Origin of the sequence: Herbaspirillum frisingense (assembly GCF_047325095.1) — a bacterium.
In the GTDB taxonomy this organism is placed as follows: domain Bacteria; phylum Pseudomonadota; class Gammaproteobacteria; order Burkholderiales; family Burkholderiaceae_D; genus Herbaspirillum; species Herbaspirillum frisingense.
Map to the genome: position 1 here is coordinate 1,947,631 of NZ_CP168558.1, position 16,762 is coordinate 1,964,392.

Below are 16,762 nucleotides of genomic sequence, written 5' to 3' on the forward strand. Positions count from 1 at the left end.
AGAGAGTAGAGAGGAAATCATGCAAACCTTATCCCCCAAGCTGGCCCCCGCCACACCCTGGTATCGTCATCGCTGGCCGTGGCTGTTGATGTCCGGTCCGGCCGTGGTCGTGGTCGCCGGCATCTTCACCGCCTGGCTGGCCATCTCGCGCGCCGATGCGCTGGTGGCTGACGACTATTACAAGCAGGGCAAGGCCATCAACAAGGACCTGCGTCGTGACCATGAGGCGCAGCGCCTGGGCGCGGCCATTGGCATCGGCTACGACCCGGCGGCTGCCGTGCTGCGCGGCCGTCTGCAGATGCGCGAAGTGCCGGCGGTCGGCCAGGAAGGGCAGACCCTGATCATCAGCCTGGTGCATCCGACCCAGCCTTCCAAGGACCGGACCCTGATGGTCCGTCCTGCCGCCGACGGAACGTTCTCGGTTCCCCTGGCGGAGCTGGAGCAGGCGCGCTGGCGCCTGGTGGCCGAAGATGGCGGCCATGCCTGGCGGTTGCACGGCAACTGGGTGTGGCCGCAACAGCGCAGCATCGAAATGAATGCAGAGGCCTACGCACCGGCCGAATAATGCGCTAAGCTGCAATCAAACCGGCTGCAAGACCGGTCAGTCTACGGATGAAATAACTGAAGGAGACAGCCATGCGCAAACAGCAACGCAATATCGCCATCGTCCTCTGGGTGGCTTTTCTGATGGCCATCGCGGCCGAAGGCGTGTTCTTTTCCCTGTTCAACCCGGACGAGCTGGCCATGGTCTCAGGCCATGAATGGGAAGCGATGGGCGCCTACACGGTCGGTTTCTTCTGCTTCTGGGGGAGTTTTGCCGTGTGCGGCCTGCTGGCCGTACGGCTGACCCGGGCGCTGCCTCGCGAGCGCCTGCGTCATTTCGTCCAGGGCTGAACGCCCCGGACGAGGTCGGGCCTAGACCCCTAGACCGCTGCGCGTGCGGTCGCGGCAGGTGCGGGGGTGGAAGACTCCACCCCGGCCGCCAGGCGCTTCAGGGCCGGCAGATCGATCACTTCCACGTCACGTTGCTCCACGGCCAGCAAGCCCAGCTTGCGGAACTTGGAGATCAGTCGGCTGATGCTTTCGATGGTCAGGCCGAGATAGTTGCCCACGTCCTGGCGTGTCATGCGCAGCTGGAAACGGGTGGACGAATACCCACGGGCTGCATAGCGCGAAGACAGGTTGACCAGGAAGGCGGCAAAGCGTTGTTCGGCACGCATATTACCGAGCAGCATGATGACGTTCTGTTCACTGGTGATCTCGTGGCTCATCATCCGGTGGAAGTGACGCAGCAGGTGCGGGATCTGGCCGAACAGCTGTTCCAGGCGGGCAAACGGGATCTCGCAGACTTCGCTGTCCTGCAGCGCCACCGCATCGCATTGATGCGTCTCGGTGCTGATCGCATCCATGCCCAGCAGTTCGCCAGGCATCTGGAAGCCGGTGATCTGGCGATCGCCGTCGAGGTTTTCCTGATAGGTCTTGAAGTGGCCCACGCGTACTGCGTACAAGGCCGTGAACTGGTCGCCAATGCGGTAGAGGAAATCATCGCGGGCCACCTTGCGGCGACCGATGATCTTGTCCAGGCGTTTCATGTCGGATTCGTCCAGGCCCATGGGCAGACACAGCTGGTGCATGCCGCATGCGGTGCAGCTACGCAGTGCGGAGCTGGCGGCCGCTTCACGTGCAGCCGTCAACGACGAACACTGGGACAGGGGAGCAGCGGCATTGGCCGATGCGGAAAGTGGAGCGGAGTGACAAGACTGGTTCATACGATGTTCCCGGCGGACATGTGGCAATCGAATGACTCGATTTTAAGTGCGCGGAACAAGATAAGCAGCACAGTATTCCCGAATCAGACGGCATTTCTTGTCCCAGATCAAACATGAATAAAGTAGAACTCATTTCATAAATAGGCGCGAGTGCGAGCGAGTCCCGTTTGGGATGAAGTGCAAGGCGCGAATTTGGGTCAAGACTGGGCGTCTTGACCCAAATTCGTAACGCAGCAATTCGCCAAAAGGGGCCGCTCCCTGCGGGTTCTGCCCAGAAAGGGCGATGGCAATGCGCGCGACGCGTCGTGTGGTGGTGCCACACGCAAGGAGCGCAACGCGGCCAGCGCCCTTTCTGGGCAGAACGCATCTCGCGACTATTTATGAAATGAGTTCTAATCGCCGCATCGGGCTGCAAGGCGGGCATTGCGGGCTGGAACTCCGCTGAAAAGCGACAGTTGTCTGCTTTTGGCGTGAGAAGTGCAAGAAGGGAGGAGCGGCCTTGATGGGGGAAAGTGGGCGGTATCGCGGGGTTACCGGGGACCCGCGAATGCCCTTCCATGCGACCGTCTTGTTATTGAAGCTTCAGCTACATCGTGGCTACCTGAACGGATGGCACAGGCAGTGCCATTGATTGCCGATCACGCCTCTGCCGTGCTCTTGCTCATGTCCGGCAGCGGCAGCGGGGTGCTGGTGGGGCGACCGCGATAGTCGGTCCAGCACAGGCGCTTGAAGTCGTACAGCTTGCAGCGGCGAGCAGTATCGAAGTACCAGCGCCACGAGAAGCGCTGGATCACGATCCGGCCCGGCAGCATGGTTTCCAGCTTCTTCTGGGCTTGCTTCAGGCGGTACAGCGGCACGCTCATGTCCACGTGGTGCGCGGTGTGTTCCATGATGTGATGCAGCAGCGCGCCCCAGTAGCGACCGAAGGTCAGGTGCACGGTGGTGGAGACGAAGGGCTGGGCAGCGGCCCAGGTGACCTTGTCTTCATACCAGGCCACCGAGGTATGCGTATGGTGGACATACACCACGAAGCCGATCATGGCCTTCCAGAACAGCAGGGGAATCGCAAAGCCGGTCACCAGCAGCGTCCAGAACGATTGCTCGGTGGCTTGCGCGGCCCAGGCCAGGCCACCGACCCAGACGGCCGCCACGATGGTCACCAGCACGCCATCCCACATGAATTCGGCGCGACGGGTGGGCATCTGCTTCTTCGAGGGGAAGTACATGCGCTTCCACCACATGTCGATCATGTAGTACAGGCCGGGACCGAAGCCGCTGCGGTAGATGCGCTCCAGGCGCTGGCGCCAGCGCGGCAGGGCGCGGAACTCTTCCAGCGAACGCGGTTGCCAGACAAAATCGAAACCCTTCAGGTTGGTATAGCCGTGGTGCACCACGTTGTGACCGACGGCCCACAGGCTGTAGGGGGTCAGGGAGGGCATGAACAGCATGCGGCCCAGCCAGGTATTGAGCTTGCGGTTGGGCGTGAAGGCCTGGTGGCAGGCATCGTGGCCGAGGATGAACAGGCGCCCGATGATGAAGCCATTGACCACGCCCAGCGCGATCTTGGCCAGCAGCCAGGGGACCCAGATCACGGCCGCCAGGCTGGCGCCGAACAGGCAGAAATCCAGTACCGACAGCGCCAGCGCAATGGCGGTGCTGCGCTGGCTGATCGGGATCACCCACGATCGGATGATCTTGCGATGGGGCATCGGTGCGCCTGGCGCGACCGGTGTGTTGGGGTGCGAAGTCGTCGACATCGAATTTACCTCTTCCTACTTTCAAACGGTGGACGGGGGAGCATGCCGCATGAGACTGCTCCTGCTAACGCTGCAAATGGCGGATGGCGTTTGCAAAGGTGTGGGCGTTCGGCTCGGGACCGATGGCGGGGACGTTAGCGCTGATCCCAAAAAACAACGCGACCGGTCATCAGGGATGACGGATCGCGCCGTTTGGGTGCGGCAAGAATACCTTAGAAACGGTAACCCACGCCAACGCCGATCAGCCACGGGTCGATCTTGACGTTGCTGATCTTGGTGCCGGAGGCGGTCTTCACGTCGCTGGAGATCTGCACCTTCTTGACGTCGAAGTTGAGCACCCAGTTCTTGTCGATCTTGTAGTCCGCGCCCACCTGCAGGGCACCGCCCACGCTGCTGCTGTCCAGACGCAGGCCACCGTCGATGTTGACGCTGGAGATGCGGGTGTAGTTGATACCGGCGCCGACGTAGGGGCTGAAGGCGGCTTCAGGCATGAAGTGGTATTGCAGGGTCAGGGTCGGCGGCAGATGCTTGAAGGTACCGATCTTGGTGCCGGACAGGCGCACGTCCTGCTTTTGCGGATAGGTCAGCACCAGCTCGGCGGCGATGTTCGGGGTGAAGAAATAGCTGATGTCGAATTCGGGGATCACCTTGTTGTTGATGGTGATCAGGTCCGAGGCGCCTTGTCCAAGCACGGGGTCGGACTTGTTTTCCGGACTCAGGTTGACGGCGCGTACGCGCACCAGCCACGGGCTTTGGGCTTCCTGTGCGAAGACGGGGGCGGCAAACGAGGATGCCAGGGCTGCCACGGCGGCAGTGATTGTGACGATTTTTTTCACGGTTTTTACCTGTCGAGTGAGGATGTGCGAAAGGTACGCGTGAAGCGGCTGGCGGGCTTTGATGCCGATCAAGCGGGTCGGCACAAGGTGTGGAAACAGCAGATCTGCGGGCGCAAGAGTGACGAAAGAGTCACGAAAGAGAGACAGAAAGCATGACAGCAAGCATCACAGAAAGCATCACAGAAAGCGCAACAGCCCGGCCTGCATACACAGGTCGGGCTGTTGACGTCCATAGGCATAGCGTACGGCCCGCGGGCCGCGCCCGGGCTTACTCCTTGAAGCGGGCTTCGCGGGCCAGCTTGGTCAGGTTTTCCGGATCTTCGAAGGCCTTGTAATAGGCATTCAGTGCCGGTGCGCCGCCCAGGTGGGCATACAGTACGCGCTGGCCCTTGAAATGACCCTTCTTGGCCATGTCGATCAGGCCGTCGATGGATTTTCCTTCATAGACAGGATCGGTCAGCATTGCTTCCATCTCGGCCGCGGTGCGGATGGCGGCGATGGTCTGCTCGCTCGGCAGGCCATAGGCCGGGCCGCTGTAGTCGGGGATGATCTCGATGTCGGCATCGCGTACCACCACGCGCTGGCCACCCTTGGAGGCGATCAGCTCGCTGGTGTCGTTGGCGATCTTGGTGACGGCGCGGCGGGTCATGGCTTCATCGTCGGCGGTATCGATACCGATCACGCGGCGACGCTTTTCCTGTGCGGCGAAGCCCACCACCATGCCGGCCTGGGTGGAACCGGTGCAGGTGGCCACCACGATGTTGTCGAAGAAGATGCCCAGCTGCTGCTCCTGCATCGCCACTTCGTCGGCGAAGTTGGCATAGCCCAGGCCGCCCAGCGGGTGGTCGGAGGCACCGGCCGGAATTGCGTAGGGCTTGCCGCCCTTGGCGCGCACTTCTTCCAGGGCGCGGGCCCAGGTGTCCTTCTCGGTGGTCGAATAGCCGTAGCCGCCCATGATGGGGTTGCCGCCCATGATGCGGGTCAGCAGGATGTTGCCGACCTTGTCGTAGACCGGGTCATCCCATTCCAGCCAGGTTTCCTGCACCGTATAGGACTTCATGCCGACTGCGGCCGCTGCCGCACAGACCTGACGCGTGTGGTTGGACTGGATGTTGCCGATCGAGACCAGGGTGTCGCAACCCTTGGCCAGGGCATCGGCCACCAGCCATTCCAGCTTGCGGATCTTGTTGCCGCCGAAGGCCAGGCCCGAGGACACGTCATCGCGCTTGGCCCAGACTTCCACGCCCAGCATGGCGGAGAGTCGTTCCAGCTTGTGAATGGGGGAGGGGAAGAAGCCCAGCGTCTTGCGCGGGAAGAGTTTGTCGAGTGCCAGCATGGGGTTGCTCCGGTTCAGGTGGATTCAGGAAAAGTGGTCCGATTCACATCGAATCGCCGGGATCAACTTTACGCCGCCTCATTTAAATGGTGCTTCCGAATTTATGGCATGATTCGGTTGAAAGAAGTGACGTAAATTATTTCGTGAAAATATCCATTCGACTTTGCAGGAATTATCGGAATAATCATCATGACGCTAGATCGCATGGACAAGCGCATCCTCAAGGCGCTGCAGAAGGATGGCCGCATCGGCAATGCCGAGCTGGCCAAGAAGCTGGGCATGAGCGCCACGGCCTGCTGGAACCACACCAAACGCCTGATGGACGAGGGCTATGTGAAGGAAGTGCGCGCCATCCTGGACCCCGAAAAACTGGGCCTGCCGGTGCTGGTGACGGTGGGCGTGGTGCTGGACCGCTCCACGCCGGAGAGTTTTGCCGAATTCGAAAAGGCCGTGCGCGATATCGCCGCCGTGCAGGAGTGCCTGCTGCTGGCAGGTGAATTCGATTACTGGATCAAGTTGCGGGTCAAGGACCTGCAGGCCTTCAACCGGCTGCACGCCAATACGCTGCTGCGCCTGCCGGGTGTGCGGCAATTGCGTTCCTTCTTCGTCCTCAACGAGGTGAAGAACAATCCGGAACTCGTGGTCGAATGAAGGATCTCGATTCCAGTCCTATACTTCACCTTTCTTCACCTTTGCATTTCACGTCTGAACGTTGTTCCCGTCTTGCATTCACCTTCAAGGATTCCCGATGACCTCGACCACTTCCACCTCCAGCACCTCCTTGCGCGGCCTCTATCCCCCGATAGAACCCCATGATCACGGCTTGCTGGATGTCGGCGACGGTCACCAGATCTATTGGGAAGTGTGCGGCAACCCGGCCGGCAAGCCGGTGGTGTTCCTGCATGGCGGCCCCGGCGGCGGTTGCGGCCCGTCGCACCGGCGCCTGTTCAATCCGGAGAAATACCGCATCGTCCTGTTCGACCAGCGCGGTTGCGGCCGCTCGCTGCCGCACGCCAACCTGGACGCCAACACCACCTGGGATCTGGTGGCCGATATCGAACGCCTGCGCGAGATGCTGGGCATTGAGCGCTGGCAGGTCTTCGGCGGTTCCTGGGGCAGCACCCTGGCACTGGCCTATGCCCAGACCCATCCGCAGCGCGTGACCGAAATGGTCTTGCGCGGCATCTTCCTGCTGCGCCAGGCCGAGCTGGACTGGTACTACCAGGAGGGCGCATCGTGGATGGTGCCGGACCGCTGGGACGAGTTCCTAGCGCCGATCCCCGCCGCCGAGCGCGGCAACCTGGTGCATGCCTACCGCAAGCGCCTGACCGGCGACGATGAAGCCGCCAAGCTGCAGGCCGCACGCGCCTGGAGCCGCTGGGAAGCCAGCACCATCACGCTGGTGGCCGATGAACGCCTGATCGATTCCTTCAACGATGCCCAGTTCGCACTGGCCTTCGCCCGCATCGAGAACCACTACTTCTTCCACAAGGGCTTCATGGAAGAGGGCCAGTTGCTGGCCAATGTGTCGCGTCTGGAAGGTATTCCCGCCGTGATCGTGCAAGGGCGCTACGACCTCGCCACGCCGGCCAAGTCGGCCTGGGACCTGCACCAGGCCTGGCCCGGCTCGCAGCTGCACCTGATCGACAGCGCCGGCCACGCCTACAACGAACCCGGCATCCTGGACCAGTTGATCGCCGCCACCGACCGCTTCGCCGGCGGCTGATCGGCGGATCGGCGGACCGGCAGACCCTCCAATCTGCCCGGCGCCAAGCGCTCCCATTCACGGGGAGCGCTTTTTTTACGCCTCAGTCTTTCCTGCGGCCGCGCTTGCCGGCTGGCTCATCCGTGGCGCCGGCCACGGTGGCGGCGCTGGCAGCCTGTGCCGAATAACTTTCCTCCAGTTCCGCCAGCCGCCCGTTGAGCTTGCCCAGCACCCGCGTCAGCGTGGCGATTTCCTCTTCCTCCAGCGCCGCGAACAAGCCATCGATAAAGGTTTTCTTGACCGGCTCCGAGGCGCGCAGCACTTCTTTGCCGGCGGCTGTCAAAGCGATGTGCTTGACCCGCCGGTCACTGATGTCGCCCGTCCGTTGCACCAGCCCGTCGCGCTCCAGCGCATCGATGGCCTCGGTGATGGTGCGCGGCGCGAAGCCGAAGGCCGTGGCCAGGTCGGCCGCCCGCACCGGACTGTTGCGCTCGATGTGGCCGAGCATCTTGTTGCGCGCCAGCGAAGCCCCTTCGCCGGCCATGAGCTTGTCCAGCGTGCGGTGCGAGCGGATGTAGAAGTCGCGCAGCGCCTCGGCGGCCCCGCTGTAATCGTTTGAAAAGCCTGTAGACATGATTTTCCTGGATACCATATCATATGGTACCTCATTAATATTTTCGCTCACAAAAAGTGAAGCGTAGTGTTGCTGATCAGAAATCTTGATGACGCCACATTGAAGTCCCCGGCAATTCCCCAACGTCACTCCACGCCATCATCGCCCCGATATTAGGATAAAAAAGATGACCGACGCCACACCCAGCAGTCAGCAGCCAAACCAGCAGCCCAGTCAGCAGCAAGCGGAGCCATCCACCTCAACCCCCGGCGCAAATGCCAATACGAACACCAACGGCGACAAGAACAACCCTCCCAAGAAGCGCATGAGCCCGCGCGCCCGCTTCATCCTGCGCGCCCTCGGGCTGGTGGTGCTGGTGGTAGTCGTGGCCTGGGTGCTGTACTACCAGTTCCGCGGCAAGTACCTGGAAAGCACCAACGATGCCTTCATCCATGCCGACAGCGTGACCGTCTCCTCCAAGGTCACCGGCTACGTGGACCAGGTACTGGTGGCCGACAACCAGATCGTCAAGGCCGGCCAGCCGCTGGTGCGCATCGACGCCCGCGACTATTCCGCCCAGGCGGCGCAGGCCAAGGCCCAGATCGACGCCGCCAGTGCCAGCGAAGAAGCCGCCAATGCGCAACTGGCCGAACAGCAGGCCGCCATCGCCCAGGCCAAGGCGCAACTGGCCGCCGCCGAAGAGGATGCGCGCTTTGCCTCTTCCGAAGTGGAGCGCTACACCCCGCTGGCCGCCTCCGGCGCCGAAACCCGCGAACGCCTGACCACCCTGCGCAACCAGCAGGCCCAGGCCCGCACCACGGTGGCGGCGCGTCGTGCCGCCCTGGATGCAGCCCAGCTGCGGGTGCGTTCGCTGCAGGCCCAGGTGCGCCAGGCCCAGGCCCAGGGTGAAACCGCCAAGGCCCAGTACGACGCTGCCAGCGTCAACCTCGGCTATACCGAAATCCGCGCCAGCGTCGATGGCCGCATCGGTGACAAGCAGGTGCGCGTCGGCCAGTTCGTCTCGGCCGGCACGCGCATGATGACGGTGGTGCCGACCCGCTTCTACGTCTCCGCCAACTTCAAGGAAACCCAGATCGGCCTGATGCGCATCGGCCAGCCGGCCAGCATCAAGGTCGATGCCTTGCCCGGCGTGGAATTCCACGGTCATGTGGAAAGCCTCTCGCCCGGTACCGGCGCGCAATTCTCGCTGCTGCCGCCGCAAAACGCCACCGGCAACTTCACCAAGATCGTCCAGCGCGTCCCGGTGCGCGTGGCCATCGACGCCACCCCGGAAGAAACCCGCTCCTTCGTGGCCGGCCTGTCGGTGACGGTGGAGGTCAACACCATCGCCGCCAAGGATGAATTGCGCGCGCTGCGCGAGCGCACCAGCGAAGCCAACGCCACCCGCAAGGAGCCGCAGTGAGCAGCGCCGCCTCCACCCCTGCGGTGAAGGCCAATGGTGCCAACCCGGAGAAGGCCGACGCCGGCGCCTGGCTGGCCGTGGCCGCCGGCACCCTGGGCGCGCTCATGGCCACGCTGGACATCTCCATCGTCAACTCCTCGCTGCCCACCATCCAGGGCGAGATCGGCGCCTCCGGGACCGAAGGCACCTGGATCGCCACCGCCTATCTGGTGGCCGAGATCGTCATCATTCCCATGTCGGCCTGGCTGGAACGCCTGCTCGGCCTGCGCGTGCTGCTGTTGACGGCGGCCAGTCTCTTCACCCTGTTCTCGGTGCTGTGCGGCCTGTCCACCACGCTACCGATGATGATCGTCGGGCGGGTAGGGCAGGGCTTCACCGGCGGCGCGCTGATCCCCACCGCCATGACCATCATCGCCACCCGCCTGCCACGCGCGCAGCAGCCGGTGGGCAATGCCATGTTCGGCGCCACCGCCATCCTCGGCCCGGTGCTGGGGCCGGTGATGGGCGGCTGGCTGACCGAGAACGTCAGCTGGCACTACGCCTTCTTCATCAACCTGCCGGTGGGCGCGGCGCTGATCACGCTGCTGCTGGTGGCGATTCCCTATGAGCGTCCCCGTTTCGAGCAATTGGCCGAGGCCGACTGGTTCGGCATCGCCGGCCTGGCGCTGGGCCTGGGTGGCCTGACGGTGGTGCTGGAAGAGGGCGAGCGCGAGCAGTGGTTTTCCTCGCCCGACATCCGCTGGCTGGCGGCCACCTCGCTACTGGGCTTCCTCCTGCTGGCCATCGGCCAGATCCGCTCGCGCCACCCGGTGATCCAGTTGCGTCTGCTGCGGGACCGCCAGTTCGGCTCGGTGGTGATGATGGCCATGATCGTCGGCGTGGCGCTCTACGGCACGGCCTATGTGATTCCGCAGTTCCTCTCCGGGATTGCCGGCTACAACTCGCTGCAGTCGGGCTGGATCGTGCTGCTCTCGGGGGTGCCGATGATCCTGATGATGCCGTTCACGCCGCTGCTGATGCGGCTGGTCGATATCCGCATCGCCGTCGGTACCGGCTTCCTGCTGCTGGCGGCGTCGGCCTTCATCGAGACCGATCTCAGCCCGCTGTCCTATGGCGGTTCCTTCGTGGCCTCGCAACTGATGCGCGGTGTCGGTACCGTGCTGGCCATGCTGTTCCTGAACCAGGCGGCGATCCGCTCGGTGCCGGCCTCGCAGGCCGGCGACGCTTCCGGTCTCTACAGCGCGGCGCGCAACCTGGGCGGCTCGCTGGCGCTGGCCGCCATCGCGGTGATCCAGGACCAGCGCCTGTGGCTGCACAGCCGCCGCCTGGAAGAAAGCCTTTCTGCCAATTCCGACCTGGTGCAATCCGGCATCGGCGCGCAAGCCCAGCTGCTGGGCGGCCAGGATGCCGCCATCCAGTTGCTGGGCTCCACCATCCAGGCCCAGGCGCTGACCATGACCTATGCCGACCTGTTCTGGATGCTGGGCGTGGCCATCCTCTGCGTCACGCCGCTGGTGCTGTTCCTGCGCCCCTTGCCCACCCATGCCGCGCCGGTGGCTTCTCATTGATGATGAACATGGACAAGACTCTCCCTCTCTTTACTCCCGTACGCCTGGTCGCGCTGGCCACTGCCGCCTTGCTGGCCGGCTGCGCCCTCGGGCCGGAATACGCCGGCCCACCCGACGCCGCGCCGCAGGCCCAGCGCAGCGGGCAGTTCGTGCGCGCCGGCGATCTCGCCAATGCCGCCGCACCGCTGAACCGCTGGTGGGAAGCGCTCAACGACGCCCAGCTCAACCGCCTCGTGCAGCAAGCCCTGCAAGCCAATCCCAGCCTCGGTAGCGCCCGCGCCCGGCTGCAGCAATCGCGTGCCAATCTCGACCTGGAACAGGCCAACGCCGCCCCCAGCGTCGGTGCCTCCGCACTGGCCGCGCATGCGCGGCTGCCACCGGCCAACCTGGGGGCGCTGACCGGCGGTTCCAGCTCCGGCGGTTCGTCCGCCTCCAGCGTGAATCTCTACAATCTGGGCGTGGACGCCAGCTGGGAGGCCGACCTCTTCGGCGCCCATCGTCGTGCCATCCAGGCCGCCGGTGCCAGCGCGCAGGCCGCCGAAGCCTCGCTGGCCGATGTGCAGGTCAGCCTCACCGCCGAAGTGGTCAACGCCTACATCAACCTGCGCGACCGCCAGCAGCGCCTGGCCCTGGGCGAACAATCGGTACAGGCCCAGCAAGACATGCTCGCCCTGACCGGCCAGCGCGTGCAGCGCGGCACCGCATCCTCGCTGGACCAGATCCGCGTGCAGAACCAGCTCGACGCCACCCGCGCCGAGCTCTTGCCGCTGCAGGCCGAACGCGAGGCCTACCTCAACCAGCTGGCCACCTTGCTGGGACAGGAGCCCGGCACGCTGGATGCCAAACTGAACGCGCCCTCACCCTTGCCCCTGCCACCGCAACAGGTTGCTGTCGGCGATCCGGTCGCGCTGCTGCGGCGGCGTCCCGACGTGCGCGCTGCCGAACGCACCCTGGCCGCGGACACTGCCAAGATCGGCCAGGCCGAGGCCGCGCGCTATCCCAGCCTGAAGCTCTTCGGCGTGATCGGCCTGGGCGGGACCCATCCCTCCGATCTCACCCGGCTGGATGATTTCGTGGCCCTGGGCGCGCCGATGCTGAGCTGGAATTTCCTCGACTTCGGCCGTGCCAAGGCACGCGTCACGCAAGCCGAACAGGTCCGCGACGAAGCCGAGATGAAGTATCGCCAGGCCGTGCTGGAAGCCCTGCGCGACGCCGAGGATTCCCTCTCGCGCTTCCGCTACGGCCGCATCACGGTCGCCACCCTGGCGCGCAGCAAGGCCTCCGCCGACCGCGCGCTGGAGCTGGCCAGGCAGCGCTACCAGGCTGGCACCGGCACCTTGATCGAGGTGCTCGATACCACGCGCCAGCAGATCAGCGCCCAGCAGAACCTGCTGCAGGCCGAGGCCAACCTGACGCGTAGTTTCGTCGGCATCCAGAAAGCCCTGGGACTGGGCTGGGGAGAGGCCGAAAGCTGATCCCGCGCACTGATCCTGCGCGGTAGGGGGACGGGGCGCGGTGGCCTCGTTCCCTTTCCCTCGCAGTCCCTCGCAGCCCCTCGCAGCCCCTGTCTCCGCTTCTCTTCTCCCTCACCGCGCCGCCGTCCTTTCCATTTCTGCAGAACTTCCGCGCACTTCTTCACCTTCCTTCCTTGTGTGCCGGCGGGCATGTGCGTCCGCTGTTCTTCCTCTGCACAACACTTCACTTTTTATTGTTCTGAGCATCGACCCTGGAAATAGACGCGACGTCATGCATGACAGTCGCGGTGTCGCTCTTCGGCAGCTTTTCAGCGCTGGCGCAAGCCCGGCACATCGGCCGCCCTGCACCATCGGACAATATTAAGAATCGGATCACAACCGGACAATCCCCTCCCAAAAAACCATCGGGCCGCTGTATATCGCGTTCCCGGAAAACCAGAAATCAGGACGTCAGGGAGACTCCATGAGAGAGGGATGCGTCCTATCAAAGGCGCCGCGGCATGTCGCCTGGACCGACAGGCCCGATGCCGTCGGCTGCCCAGCATGCCTATGCCGCCGGTTTCAGCGGACGCGGTATCAAGCTGGGCGCAGTCGATTCGGGCTTGCTGTTGACGCACGAGGAGTTCGCCGGCCGCGCTATCAAGGCCTTGCCGGTCGCCGGTGTGTATGCCAATGACGGTTCGCAGCAGGATGAAAGCAGGCGTGATTGGAAAGCCGGCCAGGCCTTCAACACCACCGGCGCCAAGAGCCTCTTCAATGACAACCACGGCAGCCATGTCTCGGGCACCATCGCTGCGGCCAAAAACGGTGTGGGCATGATGGGCGTGGCCTTCGACAGCGACTACCACATCACCAACAGCAACGGTACCGACGGCTCGCTGTATGGCGTGAACATGGACTACAACTACTTCAAGGCGGCCTACGGCAACCTGGCGGCAGCCGGGGTGCGTGCCATCAACAGCAGCTGGGGCAGCCCGGACCCGCGTGACGATTTCGGGACCCTTGCCGGGGTGGCTGCGGCCTACGATCGCCTGCAGGGCGGCGGCAAGAAATCCTGGCTGGATGCTGCGGTGGACGTGGCCAGGGAAAGCAACGTGCTCCACGTCTGGGCGGCCGGCAATACCGGTCGCGACAACGTCAACATCCGTTCGGCCCTGCCTTACTTCAAGCCGGAAATGGAGCAGAACTGGATCACCGTCACCGCGCTGGCCAGCGATCTGCTCCAGCCGCGTTTCAGCAACCGCTGCGGCCTGGCCAAGTACTGGTGCGTGTCGGCACCGGGTGCGGCGATCAATAGCCTGGAATCGAGTTCGGACAAGGGCTATGAGAAGGAGAGCGGTACCTCGATGGCGGCGCCGCACGTCACCGGCGCACTGGGCTTGCTGATGGAGCGTTACCCGACACTGGACAACCAGGCCATTCGCACCATCCTGCTGACCACCGCCAAGCATCTCGGAACGGGGGCGAGCGACGTTCCCAATACGACGTTCGGTTGGGGTATCCCTGACTTGAACATGGCCCTGAACGGCCCTGGCCAGTTGCTCGGCCGGTTCAATGCACACCTCCCCACGGGGCTGGAGGATACCTGGAGCAACAACATTTCCGAGGCGGCCCTGGTACGGCGCAAGGCTGAGGAAAAACAGGCGCTGGCGGAGTGGCGCGTGAATTCGCTGGCATCCCTCCAGGCCAAGGCGCAAGCGCTCTCGCAGAGCACCACGGCGAAGACGAGAGAGCTGGTGAGCGCATCCTATGACGGGGCGCTGATCCTTGCCCAAGCCCTGCGCAAGGTGGAGGACGCCTTGTCGATGGACGCCTCCGATGCGGAACTGGAGGCCTATGACGCCGCCATGGAAGCCGTCCGTGCGAACAAGACTGCCAATGTCATTTTCAGGGCTTTGAGCAATGGCCAGACCGTCAGCATGGAAGAGATCATCAAGGCGATGGTGGATGCTGACCAGGGCATCGTGCAGGCCAATCAGGCCATCGACAATTACCGGGGGCAAACCGCCTACATGAACCATGTCGCCAACAAGACCGACGCAGATTATGCGGCTGTACTGGTCAAGACCGGCGCCGGCACGCTGACCCTGACGGGCGACAACAGCTATTCCGGCGGCACCCTGCTGCAGGGCGGTACGCTGGGCGTGGGTTCGAATACGGCACTGGGTAGCGGCCCATTGTCCATGTCCGATGGCACCACCCTGCGCGCCGCCGCCAACAAGCTGACGCTGGCCAACGCGGTCAACCTCAGCGGCGTGGGCAATATCGACACCCAGGCCCATACCATGACGCTCTCCGGTGCCGTCACCGATGGCGCTGCGGTGGGCAGTCTCGTCAAGCGCGGCCGCGGCACGCTGATCTTGACCGGTGTTACCAGCTATAGCGGCAATACCAGCATTGCTGACGGCACGCTGGTCGTGAGCAACTATAGCCAGAAGGCCAACCAGATCCTCAGCTTCGGCGCGTCCAGCGAGACCAACTACGGCAAGCTGCAGGTCAGTGGTCGCGCCAGCTTCGTGCCGCAGGCAAAACTGGCGGTGGATGTGGCCAGCGTCAACACCCTGGGCAAGGGGCAGAAGCTGGCCGGTGTCATCAGCGCCGCTACCCTGGAGGCCAGCAGCTTTGCCGTGGCCGACAACTCGCTGCTGTTCGACTTCAATGCCGCCATCAGCGGTAATAGCGTCAATCTGGACATCGTCGACGCAGTGACCATCAGCCAGGTGGTCAAGGAAGATCGCCGCAGCGCCGCTACCAGTGCGGCGGCAGCACTGGATCAACAGATCCAGCAGCCGGGCAAGACGTCATCGGGCGACATGAGCACCGTGGTTTCCGCACTGGGCCGCCTGCCCGATGCCGCCAGCGTCAGCCGTGCCGTCAACCAGAGCCTGCCGCGCAATACCAATGCAGCGGCCATCATGGGTAGCCTGTCCTCGTTGAACCGCATCGTCGCCAGCCGCTTTGCGCCGGCTGCGGTCGCACAGGGTGGGGCGGCCTCGGGGCTGTCCTCCGGTGAATCGGCGGATCGGCAAGCCTGGATCATGCCCTTTGACGCCCGCGTCAATCAGGGTGACCGCGATGGTGCGGCTGGCTTCAGCGCCAATACCTGGGGCCTGGCCGGTGGCATCGAGGGTGATCTGGGAATGGCACGCCTGGGCCTGTCCTATGCCTACGGCAATACCAACGTGAGCGGCAACACTGCACTGTCCGGTACGGGCAGCAAGTCGCGCATCGAGTCCAATGTCGTCGCCCTGTACGCCAGCCTGCCGGTGCAAAGCATGACGCTGGGCTTGCAGGTGGATGTCGGCTGGAACGTCAGCCGCAGCCAGCGCGAGTTGCGCTTCGGCGGCTTGAACCGCAGTGCCAGCGCGGACTACGGCAGCCTGAGCACGCACGCCGGTGCCAGCCTGTCGCAGGTGCTGCCGCTGACGCAGAGCCTGGGTCTGGTGCCGGCCCTGGAGCTGGACTACACCCGCCTGCAAAGCCGTGCGTACACGGAAAGAGGCGCCGATGCCCTGAACCTGCAGGTCGAGGGCAAGACCGCGCAAGCGCTGGTGCTGGGCGTGGAGACCCGCCTCAACTACGCGCTCTCGCCTGAGTCACAGATCAGCACCCACCTCGGTGCCGGCTATGACGCCATCAATGATCGTGACGACATGGTGGTGCGCTATGCCGGCGTGCCTGGCCCTGGCTTCTCGGTCCCGGGCAGCGCGCGTTCGCCCTGGCTGATGAAGGCGGGTATCAGCTACACGGTCAAGGCGGTCTATGGCACCGAGGTGTCCCTGCGTTATGACGCCGATGGACGCAGCGGCATCATCAACCAGTCGGCTGCGATCAAGGCCAGCTGGCGTTTCTGACCTGTGCACGACCGCCGGTCCATCCGTGTCCGCGGATGGACCGGCGGTCGATTGAACCGAACCTCGTCCTGCTTCCTGCTGCAATCAACGATCCGTCCGGCGGCGCATCCCATTCGTCGAACTGACGCAACAAAGTACATATCCGTTCAGCCCAAACGGCACCAAAAGACAATGCCGAGAAAGGCAGCGGGCCTTGACAATGCCGTTCTACAAAAGCCGGTTCTAACTGGCACTCAGGGAGGGGAAACAACAAGGACGGGGGGGCGGGTTTGAGTTCCCGGTGGCCTCGTCCAAGACTGAGGAAAGTAAAATGTTCAAACAAAAGAAGCCGGGCAAGCCCGCCTGCATCCTGCCGCCTGTCGGCCTGCGCATGCACACACTCTGTGCCGCAGTAATGCTGACCCTGGGTCCGGCCTTGAGTATGCC

At 63.8% G+C, this 16,762-nt stretch carries 13 protein-coding genes; 8 read left to right on the forward strand and 5 right to left on the reverse strand.

Annotation, left to right across the window (positions count from 1 at the left end; translation table 11 throughout):
* Positions 1–19 precede the first annotated feature (19 nt).
* Entirely contained in the window at positions 20–565 is a 546-nt protein-coding gene (locus ACEOAC_RS09115; protein ID WP_413445033.1) for a FixH family protein, read from the forward strand.
* 71 nt (positions 566–636) lie between these two features.
* Positions 637–894, forward strand: a complete 258-nt coding sequence (locus ACEOAC_RS09120; protein WP_006464229.1) for a hypothetical protein — start codon at positions 637–639, stop codon at positions 892–894.
* A 29-nt stretch (positions 895–923) separates the two neighbouring features.
* Here ACEOAC_RS09120 and fnr read toward each other — a convergent pair whose 3' ends face one another.
* From fnr to ACEOAC_RS09140, 4 genes are all read right to left on the reverse strand, one after another.
* On the reverse strand, positions 924–1,769 hold the full coding sequence (gene fnr, locus ACEOAC_RS09125; RefSeq protein WP_241812715.1) for a fumarate/nitrate reduction transcriptional regulator Fnr: 846 nt from the start codon (positions 1,767–1,769) through the stop codon (positions 924–926).
* 638 nt (positions 1,770–2,407) lie between these two features.
* Complete coding sequence (locus ACEOAC_RS09130; RefSeq protein WP_413444477.1) at positions 2,408–3,526, reverse strand: fatty acid desaturase; 1,119 nt, start codon at positions 3,524–3,526, stop codon at positions 2,408–2,410.
* A 212-nt stretch (positions 3,527–3,738) separates the two neighbouring features.
* The gene (locus ACEOAC_RS09135) at positions 3,739–4,362 is read right to left on the reverse strand and encodes an OmpW/AlkL family protein (protein WP_006464232.1); all 624 of its coding nucleotides are present in this window, start codon (positions 4,360–4,362) and stop codon (positions 3,739–3,741) included.
* A 268-nt stretch (positions 4,363–4,630) separates the two neighbouring features.
* Positions 4,631–5,698, reverse strand: coding sequence for a 1-aminocyclopropane-1-carboxylate deaminase (locus ACEOAC_RS09140; protein ID WP_006464234.1), 1,068 nt, complete (start codon positions 5,696–5,698; stop codon positions 4,631–4,633).
* A 189-nt stretch (positions 5,699–5,887) separates the two neighbouring features.
* Here ACEOAC_RS09140 and ACEOAC_RS09145 point away from each other — a divergent pair, with 189 nt between their 5' ends.
* Both ACEOAC_RS09145 and pip read left to right on the forward strand, forming a co-directional pair.
* Positions 5,888–6,349, forward strand: coding sequence for an Lrp/AsnC family transcriptional regulator (locus tag ACEOAC_RS09145; RefSeq protein WP_039875916.1), 462 nt, complete (start codon positions 5,888–5,890; stop codon positions 6,347–6,349).
* 97 nt (positions 6,350–6,446) lie between these two features.
* Positions 6,447–7,424, forward strand: a complete 978-nt coding sequence (pip, locus tag ACEOAC_RS09150; protein ID WP_413444476.1) for a prolyl aminopeptidase — start codon at positions 6,447–6,449, stop codon at positions 7,422–7,424.
* Between the two features lie 82 nt (positions 7,425–7,506).
* Here pip and ACEOAC_RS09155 read toward each other — a convergent pair whose 3' ends face one another.
* Positions 7,507–8,037: a MarR family winged helix-turn-helix transcriptional regulator gene (locus tag ACEOAC_RS09155; protein WP_241812712.1), complete on the reverse strand. Its 531-nt coding sequence runs from the start codon at positions 8,035–8,037 to the stop codon at positions 7,507–7,509.
* Between the two features lie 166 nt (positions 8,038–8,203).
* On the opposite strand from ACEOAC_RS09155, the gene ACEOAC_RS09160 reads away from it, so the two are divergent.
* The 4 genes from ACEOAC_RS09160 (at position 8,204) to ACEOAC_RS09175 (ending at position 16,336) form a co-directional block, all read left to right on the forward strand.
* The gene (locus ACEOAC_RS09160; protein WP_413628799.1) at positions 8,204–9,439 is read left to right on the forward strand and encodes an HlyD family secretion protein; all 1,236 of its coding nucleotides are present in this window, start codon (positions 8,204–8,206) and stop codon (positions 9,437–9,439) included.
* Positions 9,436–11,007 (forward strand): MDR family MFS transporter, encoded by a 1,572-nt coding sequence (locus ACEOAC_RS09165; RefSeq protein ID WP_413628800.1) that lies wholly within the window; start codon positions 9,436–9,438, stop codon positions 11,005–11,007. The genes ACEOAC_RS09160 and ACEOAC_RS09165 overlap by 4 nt, the downstream gene beginning before the upstream one ends.
* Positions 11,007–12,482 (forward strand): efflux transporter outer membrane subunit, encoded by a 1,476-nt coding sequence (locus ACEOAC_RS09170; RefSeq protein WP_413628801.1) that lies wholly within the window; start codon positions 11,007–11,009, stop codon positions 12,480–12,482. The genes ACEOAC_RS09165 and ACEOAC_RS09170 overlap by 1 nt, the downstream gene beginning before the upstream one ends.
* Positions 12,483–13,006: 524 nt before the next feature.
* Entirely contained in the window at positions 13,007–16,336 is a 3,330-nt protein-coding gene (locus tag ACEOAC_RS09175) for a S8 family serine peptidase (RefSeq protein WP_413445409.1), read from the forward strand.
* Positions 16,337–16,762 lie beyond the last annotated feature (426 nt).